The 14,216-nt window shown below is 69.1% G+C and carries 11 protein-coding genes; 2 read left to right on the top strand and 9 right to left on the bottom strand.

Annotated features, from left to right (window positions below; all coding sequences use genetic code 11):
- The first annotated feature begins 25 nt into the window (after window positions 1-25).
- On the top strand, window positions 26-1,336 hold the full coding sequence (locus ACQPZX_RS49665) for a PLP-dependent aminotransferase family protein (protein WP_433372538.1): 1,311 nt from the start codon (window positions 26-28) through the stop codon (window positions 1,334-1,336).
- Window positions 1,333-2,301 carry a D-alanine--D-alanine ligase family protein gene (locus ACQPZX_RS49670; protein WP_433372541.1) on the top strand — a complete coding sequence of 323 codons (969 nt, stop codon included), beginning with the start codon at window positions 1,333-1,335 and terminating at the stop codon, window positions 2,299-2,301. Before ACQPZX_RS49665 ends, ACQPZX_RS49670 begins: the two co-directional genes overlap by 4 nt.
- A 140-nt stretch (window positions 2,302-2,441) precedes the next feature.
- Here ACQPZX_RS49670 and ACQPZX_RS49675 read toward each other — a convergent pair whose 3' ends face one another.
- From ACQPZX_RS49675 to rpmH, 9 genes are all read right to left on the bottom strand, one after another.
- Window positions 2,442-3,179: a hypothetical protein gene (locus ACQPZX_RS49675; RefSeq protein ID WP_433372544.1), complete on the bottom strand. Its 738-nt coding sequence runs from the start codon at window positions 3,177-3,179 to the stop codon at window positions 2,442-2,444.
- 3,820 nt (window positions 3,180-6,999) lie between these two features.
- The gene (locus ACQPZX_RS49680) at window positions 7,000-7,989 is read right to left on the bottom strand and encodes a ParB/RepB/Spo0J family partition protein (protein ID WP_433372547.1); all 990 of its coding nucleotides are present in this window, start codon (window positions 7,987-7,989) and stop codon (window positions 7,000-7,002) included.
- Complete coding sequence (locus ACQPZX_RS49685) at window positions 7,986-9,161, bottom strand: ParA family protein (RefSeq protein WP_433386015.1); 1,176 nt, start codon at window positions 9,159-9,161, stop codon at window positions 7,986-7,988. Before ACQPZX_RS49685 ends, ACQPZX_RS49680 begins: the two co-directional genes overlap by 4 nt.
- 966 nt (window positions 9,162-10,127) lie before the next feature.
- Window positions 10,128-10,853 carry a 16S rRNA (guanine(527)-N(7))-methyltransferase RsmG gene (gene rsmG, locus ACQPZX_RS49690; RefSeq protein ID WP_433386018.1) on the bottom strand — a complete coding sequence of 242 codons (726 nt, stop codon included), beginning with the start codon at window positions 10,851-10,853 and terminating at the stop codon, window positions 10,128-10,130.
- A 242-nt stretch (window positions 10,854-11,095) separates the two neighbouring features.
- A complete protein-coding gene (locus tag ACQPZX_RS49695) occupies window positions 11,096-11,674 on the bottom strand; it encodes a protein jag (protein WP_433372550.1) in 579 nt (192 codons plus the stop codon).
- 117 nt (window positions 11,675-11,791) lie between these two features.
- The gene (yidC, locus tag ACQPZX_RS49700) at window positions 11,792-12,820 is read right to left on the bottom strand and encodes a membrane protein insertase YidC (protein WP_433372553.1); all 1,029 of its coding nucleotides are present in this window, start codon (window positions 12,818-12,820) and stop codon (window positions 11,792-11,794) included.
- Between the two features lies 1 nt (window position 12,821).
- Window positions 12,822-13,079: a membrane protein insertion efficiency factor YidD gene (yidD, locus tag ACQPZX_RS49705; protein WP_084699432.1), complete on the bottom strand. Its 258-nt coding sequence runs from the start codon at window positions 13,077-13,079 to the stop codon at window positions 12,822-12,824.
- Window positions 13,076-13,432 carry a ribonuclease P protein component gene (gene rnpA / locus ACQPZX_RS49710; RefSeq protein WP_433372557.1) on the bottom strand — a complete coding sequence of 119 codons (357 nt, stop codon included), beginning with the start codon at window positions 13,430-13,432 and terminating at the stop codon, window positions 13,076-13,078. The genes yidD and rnpA overlap by 4 nt, the downstream gene beginning before the upstream one ends.
- Before the next feature lie 35 nt (window positions 13,433-13,467).
- Complete coding sequence (gene rpmH, locus ACQPZX_RS49715; protein ID WP_015626276.1) at window positions 13,468-13,605, bottom strand: 50S ribosomal protein L34; 138 nt, start codon at window positions 13,603-13,605, stop codon at window positions 13,468-13,470.
- Window positions 13,606-14,216 lie beyond the last annotated feature (611 nt).

Consider the following 14,216-nt stretch of genomic DNA (forward strand, 5'->3'; position numbering starts at 1 on the left):
CGGCATGCCTTAGGGAGGGCACAGAATGACCGGCACTACCCAGGACGATTACACCGATGTGTACGCGCGACGTGTGCGTGGGATGACCACCTCCGAGATCCGCGCACTGTTCGCCGTCGCCAGTCGTCCGGAGGTGGTGTCGCTCGCCGGCGGCTCACCGTTCATCGCAGCCCTCCCCCTCGACGCCGTCGGCGAGATGCTCGGCAGCCTCGCCGCCGACCATGGCGCGGTCAGCCTTCAGTACGGCATCGGCCAGGGCACGATCGAGCTTCGCGAGCGCATCTGCGAGGTGATGGCGCTCTCCGGCATCCACGGCGCGTCCCCCGACGACGTGGTGGTCACCGTCGGCGGCCAGCAGGCGATCGACCTGCTCGCCCGCCTCTTCCTGGACCCGGGCGACGTGGTGCTCGCCGAGGGGCCGAGCTACGTCGGCGCACTCGGTGTCTTCCAGGCCGCCCAGGCGCAGGTACACCACGTGGCTATGGACGCCGACGGGCTGATCCCGTCGGCGCTCGAGGAAGCTCTTAAGGCCGTCGAGCGGTCCGGGCGGCGCGCCAAGTTCCTCTACACGATCCCGACGTTTCAAAATCCGGCCGGCGTGACGCTCTCCGAGGAGCGACGCGAGCAGATCCTCGACATCTGTTCGCGCGCCGGGCTGCTGGTGGTGGAGGACGACCCGTACGGAATGTTGTCCTTCGAAGGCGACGCCCCGCTGCCGCTGCGCGCGCGCCGGCGTGAGGGCGTCTTCTACGTCAGCACCTTCTCCAAGACTTTCGCGCCGGGCCTGCGGGTCGGCTGGATCCTCGCGCCGCACGCCGTGCGGGAAAAGCTCGTGATGATGAGCGAGGCCAACGTGCTGTGCCCGAGCGCGTTCGCCCAAGCCGCGGTGACGCAGTACCTGACGACCATGCCGTGGCGGGAGCAGATCAAGTCGTACCGCGAGATCTACCGCGAGCGCCGCGACGTCCTGCTGACCGCCATGCGCGACCTGATGCCGGCCGGCTCCAGTTGGACCCATCCGACCGGCGGCCTGTTCGTCTGGGCGACCCTCCCCGAGGGTCTCGACTCCAAGGCGATGATGCCGCGCGCCATCGCGGCGCGCGTCGCTTACGTGCCCGGCACCGGCTTCTACGCGGACGGCACCGGCACGAGCAACATGCGGCTCAATTTCTCGTACGCGTCGCCCGAGCGCCTCCGTGAGGGCATTCGCCGGCTCGCCGGGGTGATGGAGCAGGAGCTCGCGATGCGCGCGGTCTTCGGTCCCGCCGCGGCGGCGCACCACCACCGTCGCCGGGGCGCGGCCGCCGCCGATGCTCCCGGCCCCGACTTGGCATGATCACTCCCATGGCTTCTGGAGACGACGTGCGCGTAATGGTTCTGGCGGGTGGCCTCTCCTACGAGAGGGACGTCTCGCTGCGCTCCGGCCGCCGGGTCCTCGACGCGTTGCGGGCGGTCGGCGTCCACGCCGAGATGCACGACGCGGACGTGACGATGCTGCCGGCCCTGCAGGAGGACCCGCCCGACGCGGTGGTCATCGCCCTGCACGGCGCGACCGGCGAGGACGGGTCGCTGCGCGGGGTGCTCGACCTGTGCGGGGTGCCGTACGTGGGTTGTGACGCGCAGGCCTCCCGCCTGGCGTGGGACAAGCCGTCGGCCAAGTCGATGCTGCGCGAGGCCGGCATTCCGACGCCGGACTGGGTGGCGTTGCCGCACGACCGGTTCTCCGAGCTCGGCGCGGTGGCGGTGCTCGACCGGATCGTCGACCGTCTGGGGCTGCCGTTGATGGTCAAGCCGGCCCAGGGCGGGTCGGGCCTCGGCGCTGCGGTGGTCCGGGAAGATGCGGATCTGCCGGCCGCGATGGTGGGGTGTTTCGCGTACGACTCGACGGCGCTGGTCGAGAAGTTCGTGCCCGGCAAGGACGTGGCGGTTTCCATCGTCGACCTCGGCTCCGGACCGCAAGCCCTCCCGATCGTCGAGATCGTTCCGCGCGATGGGGTGTACGACTATGCGGCCCGCTACACGGCCGGGCTGACGACGTGGCACACGCCGGCCCGGCTCGACGCCGAGACCGCGGCCCGGGTGTCGGAGACGGCGTTGGCGGCGCACAAGGCGCTCGGTTTGCGTGACCTGTCCCGGGTGGATCTGATCGTCGCGGAGGACGGGTCGCCGCAGGTGCTCGGCATCAACGTGTCGCCGGGGATGACGGAGACGTCGCTGCTGCCGCTGGCGGTGCAGGCGGCTGGGCTCGATCTGGGCCAGATTTTGGCGACGCTTGTTTCGCGGGCGGTCGCTCGCGCGTAAGAAATCTTCAAGCGGCCTCGGCTTCGCGCGTTGCGTGAGCCGGGGCCGCTTCGTTTGTATGCGCCGCTTCGTTTGTATGCGCCGCTAGTTCCGGCGCATGACCCGGATTTCGGGCTCACCCCCAGCGGGGCCCTTCGTCGCTAGCTGGCGCCGCTCTCGGCGGCAATCGTCGGGGCGGCGGTGTTGGCCCTGATGTCGGCGCCGTTGTGGGGCTGGGCGCCGGTGCCGGCCTCGTTGCTGGGCTTGCCCTCGGTGCTGGCCTCAGTGTCGGGCTTGGCTTCGATGTCGCCGAGGGTCGCAGGGCGCGGGTCTTCCGGTGCGGGCTGCGCGCCCGCCGACGGCGAGTAGGTGATCGTCGAAGGCGCTTCCCACTGGATGTGCGGGGGCTCGGCGATGGCCTGGCCGCCGAACTCCGCCAGCCAAGCCGCCACCAGCGCCAGGTTTTCCCGCCACTGGGCCTCGGGGATCACCGGCAGGATGTCGTCCCAGAGCGAGAGGAAGGTGCCCCGTAGCTGGAGGCGCCCGTAGGGCCGGGCAAGGAACCAGAGATGAAGGTGAGCGGAGCCGTCACCCCATCGGTTGACGTGGACCCGGGCCACGCCGTCGAGGGAGCGGATCGCGCGCTCGAGCCGAACCGTCATGACGCCGAGCTCGGCGGCCAGGAGGTTCGGAAGGTCTCCTAGGTCGAGGTGCGACCGGCACTCGAGGATGAGCACCATCGGGAGGCCCGTGGGCCGGTCCATGGCCCTGACTCGCCACCGCTCACTGACCCAGATGTACGCGTCGTCGGGCGTGCCGCAGGCGATGCAGTCGGCCGCATCCTCACCGCTGCGCGGCGGCTCGACTTCGACCGGGGCGGCCAGCGGTTTGACTCGCATGTCGCCCTCGAAAGGGAACGAAGGCCATCGTGTGAAGTCGGGCAGGGGGACCGTGTTGTCGGGCACGGGCGTGACTTTAGCCCAGGCCAGGGCGCGTGTCCCGGGTCAATTTTCGGCCGGTGCGGTAACGGTGCGTCAGCCCCCAAATCGCCGAGACCAACGTCGATGGTCATCACCGTCTGTGGGCACCACACCACCGGGAAAGTTATCCACAGAAGTTATCCACAGCCCTCCGAGTTTCACGTGAAACACGACGTCGCAGGCTTGCACTGCCTGTGGATGAACTCGTGGACGCCCCCACCCACATCGGCCGCGTTTCACGTGAAACGGCCCCAGTGGGTTTCTCAACAGCCGTTGCACACAGCCTGTGGATAACTCACGCAGCCATTGTCAGGTTCGGCTCCAGAACTTAGTTCGCGTTCGGGTGGGCCCCTTTCCATCGATAGAGGGACGCGGCAGTCGGCTCTTTTCGTGAACGCCTTAGTCACCTGCTCGACCCTCCCCTCTCGCTGTCCCCCACGCCGGGTCCATTCGTCGCCACGACGATGCTCGGACCGCCTCGCCAAGGCGGCACTGGCCCGCCTCCGCCAGGGCGGCACTGGCTCGTCTCGCCAGGGCGGCACTGGGCCGCCTCGCCCTTCGGGTCTGTTGCCACATTCAGGGGTCGGCGCGTGCCGCTCGGCGCGGCCGGCCACGGCCCCGGCACTCCTCCACTCAGGCGCCTCGTGAAGGCCTCCGGCCCAGAGGCTCTGCCGACCACCCGCACGTCGGCAGACCAACTCCGATGGAGGTCGCAGTCCTGCACCCGTAGTCGCGCTGCCGCTGAACATGGCGGTCCCCCTGGCGGCGCTGTCGCTGCCCGCTTGCGGCCGTCCGCCATGTCGGCAGAGCCGCCCCGATAGCTACGCAGGCGCCCTCTTGACTTCATCATCAAAGCTCACCTCGGCGTCAGGCGCGGCTCCACCCGACGGCGCGCCGTCACCCCTGCGCGCCGGCACGCGCGCGGCGTCGTCGTTCCCTGGCCCGAGACCTCGACGACCAACGGGTCCAGGAGCGCCAAGACCATGGCGTGAGTGAGTCCGGGTTTCACGTGAAACCCCCGGCTCCCGGCTCCCGGCTCCCGGCTCCCGGCTCCCGGCTCCCGGCTCCCGGCTCCCGGCTCCCGGCTCCCGGCTCCCGGCTCCCGGCTCCCGGCTCCCGGCTCCCGGCTCCCGGCTCCCGGCTCCGGCCCCGGCTCCCGGCTCCCGGCTCCCGGCTCCCGGCTCCGGCTCCCGGCTCCCGGCTCCCGGCTCCCGGCTCCCGGCTCCCGGCTCCCGGCCCCGGCTCCCGGCTCCCGGCTCCCGGCTCCCGGCTCCCGGCTCCCGGCTCCCGGCTCCCGGCTCCCGGCTCCCGGCTCCCGGCTCCCGGCTCCCGGCTCCCGGCTCCCGGCTCCCGGCCCCGGCTCCCGGCTCCCGGCTCCCGGCTCCCGGCTCCCGGCTCCCGGCTCCCGGCTCCCGGCTCCCGGCTCCCGGCTCCCGGCTCCCGGCTCCCGGCTCCCGGCTCCCGGCTCCCGGCTCCCGGCTCCCGGCTCCCGGCTCCCGGCTCCCGGCTCCCGGCTCCCGGCTCCCGGCTCCCGGCTCCCGGCTCCCGGCTCCCGGCTCCCGGCTCCCGGCTCCCGGCTCCCGGCTCCCGGCTCCCGGCTCCCGGCTCCCGGCTCCCGGCTCCCGGCTCCCGGCTCCCGGCTCCGAGGGATTGTAGAGCGGGCCGTTTCACGTGAAACAAGCGAACCTTTCAAAGCCGCCCTGCAACCAACGTCAAGGAACTGTCTACGGCAAGGCGGTCCGCGCCATCACAGAACCGCTCTTGCGCCGTGCCGGATCGGCCGCACAGCCCGTCCGAGAGAGACACGTCCCGAGAACATGCCGGCGACGTCATTAGCGACGCCGTGGGTTTGGCGGCACTCGAAAGCCCAACCTGATTCCGACGTTGGCGCAGAGCCGTCCAGGAGAGCTCGGCCAAGGCACCCAGTACACAATGACGCCCCACGACCGACCAGGCCACAGGCGCGCAGTCAGGCCGCCGCAACGGTAGATAGAACGACTCGACGGAACAAGGCCGGGCGCGGAGTCTCGCCGACGGCAGCGCCGACCTGGGCGAGGCGAGGGAGGAGCCGACGGCCGATCAAAGCCCCGGGCATGGCGGCCGCAGGACAAGAGTCAATGCGACCACCGGGCCACCGGGCCACCGGACCACCGGGCCACCGGGCCACCGGGCCACCGGGCCACCGGGCCACCGGGCCACCGGGCCACCGGGCCACCGGGCCACCGGGCCACCGGGCCACCGGGCCACCGGGCCACCGGGCCACCGGAGCAGGATCACACGGCAACGTGGGCGACAGCCGAGGAGCAAATGCCGGCGGAGCACGCGGCCGAACCGCGATCTGTCCACAGCGGTTACGCCAATCTGGCACCCTCTCGTCCCCGGGCTCGACCGGCGCACGGCCGACCGAACAACGCGCCCGTTGCGGGTTTGGCGTTGCGCGCGTGAGGGTCGGCCGGAATGGAACAGGCAGATCACTACAGACTCGCTCCTGAGCGGTCACGCGATGCACGGGGCCTCTCAAGGAGGCCGACACCCGGGGGTGGTCCTACCGAAGCGCTGCCGAACGGCTGGAGGTCGGCGGCCCCGCCGGCTCACTTCGGAGCCCTGCGGACGTCGAGGGTTTCACGTGAAACGGCCGGGCGTGGAATCGGGGCAACGTGCGCTTACCCGTGCCTTGGTCCGGGCGACCAACACTAAACACTGGAAGAGTCGAGCCCTGGTAACCCGGGCGCATCAGTCTGGCGTGGACGCTCGCACTGGGGGCGGCAACACCTGAAGTCAGCCAGAGGATCTCTGCCGCAACAGCGAGCCTTGGGCCGGTCCCGGAGCGGGGCGCACTATCGGCGACGTCCGTCTCGGCGTGCCGCCAATGTCAGTACGCGTCACGAGGCAAGCGGGACGCGCATCGTTTCACGTGAAACGGCAGCTGCGACGGAAGCCGCCTGGCATGAGAGCCGAACCAACAAGAACCCGAAGACGAGACACGGTGGAAGAACGTCCCGGCATCGCAGAGAGGAGTTTCTGTTTCACGTGAAACCACCGGCATCCGGCCCGACGGGTTCACGTTCAAAGGTCGACCGAACCAACGCAAAGTCGGAGAGCCGAACCCAACTCCCCAGCCATCAGCGCCGGCACCGATCCCGTTCCACGGCCACATGGGAAACCCGGCCAAAGATTCAAGCGCCGCTGCTATGCCCACGTCGGTCGAGAATGCCACCGACTCGATCTCTTGAGCCCTGCGGCCTACGCCTCCTTGAGATCCCCCTCCGACGAACCACATCGCGGGACATCGTCGCCGGCCATCACGCGCCGGAGAAAGGTTCGCCCGACCTTGGCCATGTGGCCACCAACCAACCCGACCAGACTGAGCATCGAAGGCAACATCGAGATCGACCGCACCTCCACCTTTGCGAGAGCCCACGCATTTCATGAAGAGCGTGGCCCGAGCGAAATCGAGGAGATCCCGGAGCGTCCCGGAGGCGGGATCACGCCGCTCGACAGTCATGAAAAATCTTCGCCGGACTGCAGAGACGGCGATCAACATCAAACGAGGACAGCCGTCCACTTCGGTTCTGTCAGAGCCATTCTCCTGGGGTTTTCGAGCCGCCAAGGTCTGGGTCCGACCGCTTTCCAAACCGCCACAAAACGCCCCCACGCGCCACCGCGACGAGAAGCAACGGCAGGCAACAAGAAAGGCACGTGACGAATCACGTGCCTCCAAGATCCACTGACCAAAAGGCTAGTCGGTCGAGGACAAACCCTCGTCCTCCACACCGATCATCCCGACGATCCGCTCGAGGTCGTCGACGGTCGCGAACTCGATGGTGATCTTCCCCTTGTTCCGGCCGATGTCGACCTTCACCCGAGTGTCGAACCGATCCGACAGCCGATCGGCCAACTCGTTGAGAGCCGGCGCGTGAACCTTCGCCCGCCGAGTAGGCGCGGCCTTCTTGGCCGGCGACCCGTCCGCGATGGCAAGCGTCACGATCTCCTCGGTGGACCGTACGGAAATCCCCTCGGCCACGATCCGGTTGGCGAGATCGATCTGCGCCTGACCGTCGTTCAGCCCGAGCAGCGCCCGCGCATGCCCGGCCGACAGCACCCCGGCCGCCACCCGCTGCTGCACCTGCGGCGGCAGATTCAACAGCCGGATCGTGTTGGAGATCTGCGGCCGGCTCCGCCCTATCCGCTTGGCGAGCTCCTCGTGCGTGGCGCCGAACTCCTCCAGCAACTGCTGATAGGCGGCCGCCTCTTCGAGCGGGTTCAGGTTCGCGCGATGAATGTTCTCGAGGAGCGCGTCCCGCAGCATCGCGTCGTCGCGGGTGTCGCGCACGATCGCGGGAATCGTCTCCTTGCCGACGGCCTGCGCGGCCCGCCAGCGACGCTCGCCCATGACGAGCTCGTAGTGCCCGTCGGCAAGATCGCGCACGACGATGGGCTGAAGGAACCCGACCTCCCGGATCGAGGTCTTCAGCTCCTCGAGCGCTTCCTCGTCGAAGTGGTGTCGCGGCTGCTTGGCGTTCGGCACGATCGAGGTGACCGGCAGCTCGGCGAAGCGCGCACCCGGCACCGGCGCCAGCTGATCATCGAAGACCGGCGGCGCAGAGTTCTCCAGCGGAGGCGGCGCCGGCATCGGAGCCACCGGGGGAGATGAGGGATCAACGGCTGGCGCCGTCGGGATCAGCGCGCCCAGGCCGCGGCCCAGGCCGCCCCGTGGACGATTTTTCATGCCGTGCCTCCCGTGTTGACGCCACGCATCGCGATCTCCAGGGCGGCCTCGAAGTAGCTGGTCGCACCCCTTGATCCGGGATCGTAGGTCATCACGGATTGCCCATAACTCGGAGCCTCGGACACCCGCACGTTCCGCGGGATGACGGCGTTGAGCACCTTGCTGCCGAAGTGGTTGCGCACGTCCTGCTCGACCGCGTCGGCGAGCCGGGTGCGCCGGTCGTACATGGTCAGCAGGATCGTGGAGACGTCGAGCGTCGGGTTGAGGTGCTGCCGAACCAGGTTGATGTTGTTGATCAGCTGGTTCAGCCCCTCGAGCGCGTAGTACTCGCACTGGATCGGGATCAGCACCTCCTGCGCCGCGCAGAGTGCGTTGACCGTGAGCAGGCCGAGCGACGGCGGGCAGTCGATGAAGACATAGTCGAACTTCTCGGGGTGAGCCGCGATCGCCCGCGCCAGGCGGGACTCGCGCGCCACGACCGAGACGAGCTCGATCTCCGCACCGGCCAGGTCGATCGTGGCCGGCACGCAGAACAGGTTCGGAATGCCCTCGACCGGCTGCGCGACCTCGGACAACGGCACGTTGTCGATCAGGCAGTCGTAGACATCCGGCACGCCGGCGTGGTGGGGCACGTTGAGACCGGTCGAGGCGTTGCCCTGCGGGTCGAGGTCGACGACGAGCACGCGGTTGCCATGCAGCGCCAGGGCGACCGCAAGGTTCACGGTCGTGGTCGTCTTGCCGACGCCGCCCTTCTGGTTCGCGACGCAGAGCACCCTCGGGTGGTCCGGACGCGGCATGGTGATTTCGCCGCTCGGGTTGAGGATCTGCACAGCTCGCAACGCTTCCATGGCTAGCGGGGGATCGTCTTCATCCTGGCTCGGCGTTTCACGTGAAACATGCTCGTCAGCGCCGAACGTGGTGCTCGCCGGTCCAAACGATGGCCCCGCCGGCGCCACCGGACCACCCGAGGTGGGCGCGGGCGAAGAAGAAACCGGGGACGCCGAAACCGGGGACGCCGATACGGGAGCGGGCGAACCCGGCGGCGACGAGACAGGCACCGGCGACGAGGCAACCGCGGGTGGACCAGAACGCGGCGCGGGAAGGCGCGGCTCCTCCGGCCCGGGCTGCGGCGCCGGCGTTCCATAGACCTGCCCGGCCGAGGCGCGCGGCACGTAACCGTCGCCTACCCGAGGCGAAGGCACGCCCTGATCGACAACGAACGCGCCAGTGGGGACGCCAAAGCCAGCACCCGCAGGCCCGTTGGGGCCTAGAGGCGACTCGGTTTCACGTGAAACACCGAACTCATGCACCGTTTTATCCCTGTTGGTGAGGAACGGGTCGGTAGGCGACACGTGCGTTCCGGAAGCAGAGGACCGGTCCACACTATCGACGCCCGGCCAGCCTACGGCGGTCGGGCGAGCCTCGCCACGGCCGTCCGCCTGTTGAGGCGAGTGCAACGTAGACAGATCATCCACCGGCGGGGTCGCAAAGACCATCATGCCCGGCACCAGCCTCAACACGGCCGCGTCGGCACACCCAACTCCGTGCGCGCTTTCCCCTCCAAAGCCTCCCAAAAACCCCGCGGCCTCATCGTTTTCAACTTCAGCGAGAGGCGACTCATTCTTAGTGACATTTTTATCCGTACGGGTCGAAGCCCCACCAACCGCAAAATTCCCAGTACCCACCTGCTCGTGACTGGGCCGTGAAGAACCTGACGAATCCCGACCCGGCTGCCGTCGACCCACAACCGACGCCACCTTCGAGACGTACCCGCTGAACCGCCCCCGAGCCCGCGCCGTCTCCGCCGGTCCCGGCAGCGCCATCACTTCCCGAGGCTCAGGCACCTCAACAGCAACGACAACCGGCACGTCAGCGACGACGACCGCATCCACAGATGACAGTTCCGAATCATCGCCGGACGCCAGAACCGGCTCCGCCACTACGACCCGCTCAGCCGGCCGCCCGCGCGAACCCCGCCCCGCCGACGACTCAGACCGCTGTGCCCGTTCAACAGCCGGACGATCCTTGGCCGCGGGTGACCCGCCGCCCGGGGAAGCACCCCCAGGCGGCGCCGGAGGTTTGGCCGAATCGGGACGTCGGTTCTTGACGTTTCTCTTCCGGGCGCCCCGCTTGGCCATTTATCCCCTCCGCGTTCTCCCTCGCCCGGAGCCGCGCCCACCGGCCTTTCCGCCGGCGCCGCGCCCCTGAGCCTCCGCCCGGCTGGACGGCTTCGGCCGTGGCAGCACGACATCGCGCTCCTTGACGATCTCCACGACCGTCGTCGGCGGGTCGATGACCCCCACTCCGCAGGCGTGAAGCACCGGGTCGGCGCCGCCCAGCGAGGCGATCACCGCACGGTGCTCCGCCACCTCGTCGGCCGCCGAGCTGCCCTTGAGCGCCAGCAGCCGCCCGCCGGTGCGGGCAAGCGGCAGGCACCAGCCGGCCAGCCGGTCGAGCGGGGCGACCGCCCGCGCGGTGACGACGTCGGCGCCGGCGGGGGGTCCGTCGACGACGTCCTCGGCGCGACCCCGGACGACCGTGACGGTCGACTCGAGGCCGAGTGCGGTCACCGCCTCCGACAGGAACGCGGTTCGTCGTGCCAGCGGCTCGACCAGGGTGACGCTGAGATCCGGCCGGGCCACTGCCAGCACGATACCGGGCAAACCGGCACCAGACCCCACGTCAACGACCGAAGCGCCGATAGGGATGATCTCGGTCATAACGGCACAATTAACCAAGTGCCTGTCCCAGATCCGCGGCGCCTCCCGAGGACCGATCAGCCCCCGCACGACGCCGTCGGTGACAAGCAGCCGCGCGTACTCCACCGCCAATCCGAACCGCTCCCCAAAGACCCGCTCCGCGATCTCCGAGAACGAGGCAGGAGGGGCAGCGTCAACCGGATCCGATGCAGCCGGCGAAAGAGAAGAAGGCGGCGGCGAAGAGGCGGAAGATCGGGCAGATCTGTCAGCCCGAGGGGCAGAAGACGAGCCGCGTCCAGGAAAAGCGATGGGCCGTCGCGGATTCCGGCGCCCCGGGAAAGACGACGGCCCGGACGAAGACTCGCCCGGGCCGCTCTCACCCGCGCCGAAGCGGGGTTCGGTCATTCTCAGTCCGCCGCCCGCACCACGATCCGGCGATTCGGCTCGACGCCCTCCGACTCGCTCTGCACGCCCGGAATGGCGTTGACCACGTCGTGCACGCATTTGCGCTCGAACGCCGACATCGGCTCGAGGCGCACCGGGTCGCCGTGCTCCTTGACCTTCTCCACGGCGTTGCGGGCAACCGCGGCCAGTTCCTTACGGCGCGACGCGCGGTAGCCGCCGATGTCGAGCAGCAGGCGCGAAGGCGAGCCGGTAGCCCGGAAGATCGCCAGCCGGGTGAGCTCCTGCAGAGCCTCCAGCGTGGCGCCGCGCTGGCCGACGAGCGGCTGCAGCCGGCCACCGACCACCTCGACCATCGGGCGCCCGGCCGACACGAGCTCGTCGATGTCACCGTCGTAGTCGAGGATGTCCAGCAGCCCCTCGACGTAGTCGGCGGCGATCTCGCTCTGCCGGAACAGGTCACTCTCGGAGGTGACGGTCTCCGACTTCTTGGTCTCCTCGGCCGTCGCCTCGTCCGGGGCCGCGGCCTCCGACGAAGGCGCCTCGGCGGAGACCGAAGAATCGGGAGTGCTGGTGTCGGTCACGGTTCATCTCCGTACTCATCGGGCCGGACCTGCACGGTCCGCTGTTTCCCGCGGCGGCGCCCGCGGGGAGGTTCAGGAAGGGGAGCGCTCGGGCGCCGTACGACGCCCGAGCCGCGATCATCCCTTGGGTTTGCTCGCCGGTCTGGCGCCCTTCTTCGGATTCACCGGTTTGGCGCCGGGCCGCGGGGCGAGCTTCTTGGTGTCGACCACCGGGGTCTCCGGCTCGGCCTGCGCCTTGTTGCGGCCGAACAGGCCACCGGTGCGGCCGGGCTGAACCGGGTTCTTCGGCGCGTTGCCGTTGCCGGTGCTCTTCTTGGCCGGAGCCGACGGCGCCTTGGAGCCACCCTTGCCGGCCATCTGCGGCGGCGGGAACTTGCGGAGCACCCACTGCTGCTGGGCCAGTGTGAACAGGTTGTTCGTGACCCAGTAGATGATCACACCGATCGGGAACAGCGAGCCGGAGACGAGCAGCGACAGCGGGATGCCGTAGAGCATCAGGCGCTGGATCATCTTCTGCTGCGGGTCCTCGGCCCAGCCGGTCTTGAGGATCATCTGCCGGCTGGTCGCGTACGTGGTGCCCATCATGATCAGGACCAGGATGCCGGCGACGACCTTGACGGTGACGCTGTTGGCGCCGAGGGCGGCCAGCTCCTGCGCGGTCGAGCCGAACTTCGAGGCCAGCGGGGCGTTGAACAGCGACGCGTGGGTGGCGTCGTTGAACTGCTCGGTGGTCCACCCGTACAGCGTGGTCTGGGTGTTGGACGGGTTCAGCCGACGGAGCGTGTGGAAGAGGCCGAGGAAGACGGGGATCTGCAAGAACATCGGAAGGCAGCCCATCAGCGGGTTCGCCTTCTCGGTCTTGTAGAGCTCCATCATTTCTTTCTGGAGCGTCTCCCGGTCACCCTTGTGCTTCTCCTGCAGGGCCTTGACCTTCGGCTGCAGCGCCTGCATGGCCCGCTGGCTCTTGATCTGCTTGACGAAGACCGGGAACAGGATGACGCGGACCGTCACCACCAGGAAGACGATGGCAAGCACCCAGGACCAGTTGGTCCCGAGGAACTTGCCGTCCATCCCGATGGAGCTCCACAGGGATTGCCAGCGCAGGAGGATCCACGAAATGGCGTAGTAGATCCAGTCGAGGCTCAATTCAGGCTCCAGTCACATCGGCAGGACGGTGACGGATCGGGTCAGGCACCGGGTCGTACCCGCCAGGGTGGAAGGGGTGGCAGCGTAGGAGCCGCCATACGGTCAGTCCCGTCCCCCGGATGGCACCGTGTTTCTGCAGCGCCTCCAAGGAGTACGCGCTGCACGAGGGATAGAACCGACAGCGGGCCGGCAGCACCGGGCTCACATACCGACGGTACGCGACGACCATCGCGGTCAGCACACGGGCGAGCACGCTCATCGCTGCCGCCTGGGCCGACGCGCCGCCGCCAGGGCCGACTCGAGGTCGGCGCCGAGGGTCGCGAACGACGCCCCGGCGGCCGCCGGGAGCGCCCTGACCACCAGCAACGACCCGTCGGGCAGGTCGCCGAGCAGCGGCCTGACCAGGTGACGGAGCCGACGGCGGACCTTGTTGCGCACCACCGCGTTGCCAACGGCCTTGGATACGACGAAGCCGGCGCGTGCCGTGGAGGCTCGCACCGGCTCCTCGAGAAGCAGATGAACGACAACCGTGCCCCGGCCGGCCCGCCGGCCACCACGAATGGTCGCGGCGAACTCGGCGCTACGCCGCATTCGCTGCGCCGCGGCCAGCACGACTACCTGGGCATTCCGGCCCGCAAGCAGCCGGCTCAGGCCGACAGCTTGGCGCGACCCTTGGAGCGGCGGCCGGAAAGGATGGCACGGCCGGCACGGGTGCGCATCCGCAGCCGGAAGCCGTGGGTCTTGGCGCGCCGGCGGTTGTTCGGCTGGTAGGTGCGCTTGCTCACGTCGAAACTCCGTCTTCGTTACTGACGTCTGTGTAGGACAACGTCCAGGGGGCATCAGGGCTGCAAGACGCCACTTTACCAGAACGCGGCGGAGCAACCGCTCGACCCTACGCAGGGCAGCGATGCGGGTCAACCATATCGTGCGTCGGCACGCCGACATCCGGGACGACCACCTCGCGGTGGCTGGTCTTTCTGCGCGGGTAGTGAATCTTTTCGCGCTCGAGGGCGCATGTCGGGCGGTGGGACAGTTGTAGCTTCGGCAACGTCGCTGTTAGCGTGCCCGTTTGCTGGTCATCAGCGCTCTGTGCATACCACGACGTACCGGACCAAAACCGGACAAGCAGGTGAATCGTTCGGCACGGTGAGCCTGTACAACCGCGCCGTACCAGGCTCCGGTAAGTCTGCCGACCGTCCGGCCGGGGAGCGACCGCCTGGCAGTGCACAGGTTGTGGATAACTTGTGGACAACCGGTGGCGTCAAGCGTGTTCAGCACGTTAAATGTGGTGCTGGATTGGGGGAGCCGTCGGACGCCTGCGAGGCGAACGGCGGGGCAAAGGCGGTAAGCCGGACAAGGTCCACCGGGGGTCGGTGGCGATGGGGGTGGCGCGGCG

Origin of the sequence: Actinoplanes sp. CA-142083, from assembly GCF_050942195.1 — a bacterium.
Lineage (GTDB): Bacteria > Actinomycetota > Actinomycetes > Mycobacteriales > Micromonosporaceae > Actinoplanes.

Bases quoted from the DNA above. Each gene is read 5' to 3' on its own strand.
- ACQPZX_RS49665 (WP_433372538.1), top strand. From the start codon at position 26: ATGACCGGCACTACCCAGGACGATTACACCGATGTGTACGCGCGACGT.
- ACQPZX_RS49675 (WP_433372544.1), bottom strand. From the start codon at position 3,179: ATGCGAGTCAAACCGCTGGCCGCCCCGGTCGAAGTCGAGCCGCCGCGC.
- yidD (WP_084699432.1), bottom strand. From the start codon at position 13,079: ATGAGCGTGCTCGCCCGTGTGCTGACCGCGATGGTCGTCGCGTACCGT.
- ACQPZX_RS49680 (WP_433372547.1), bottom strand. From the start codon at position 7,989: ATGAAAAATCGTCCACGGGGCGGCCTGGGCCGCGGCCTGGGCGCGCTG.
- ACQPZX_RS49670 (WP_433372541.1), top strand. From the start codon at position 1,333: ATGATCACTCCCATGGCTTCTGGAGACGACGTGCGCGTAATGGTTCTG.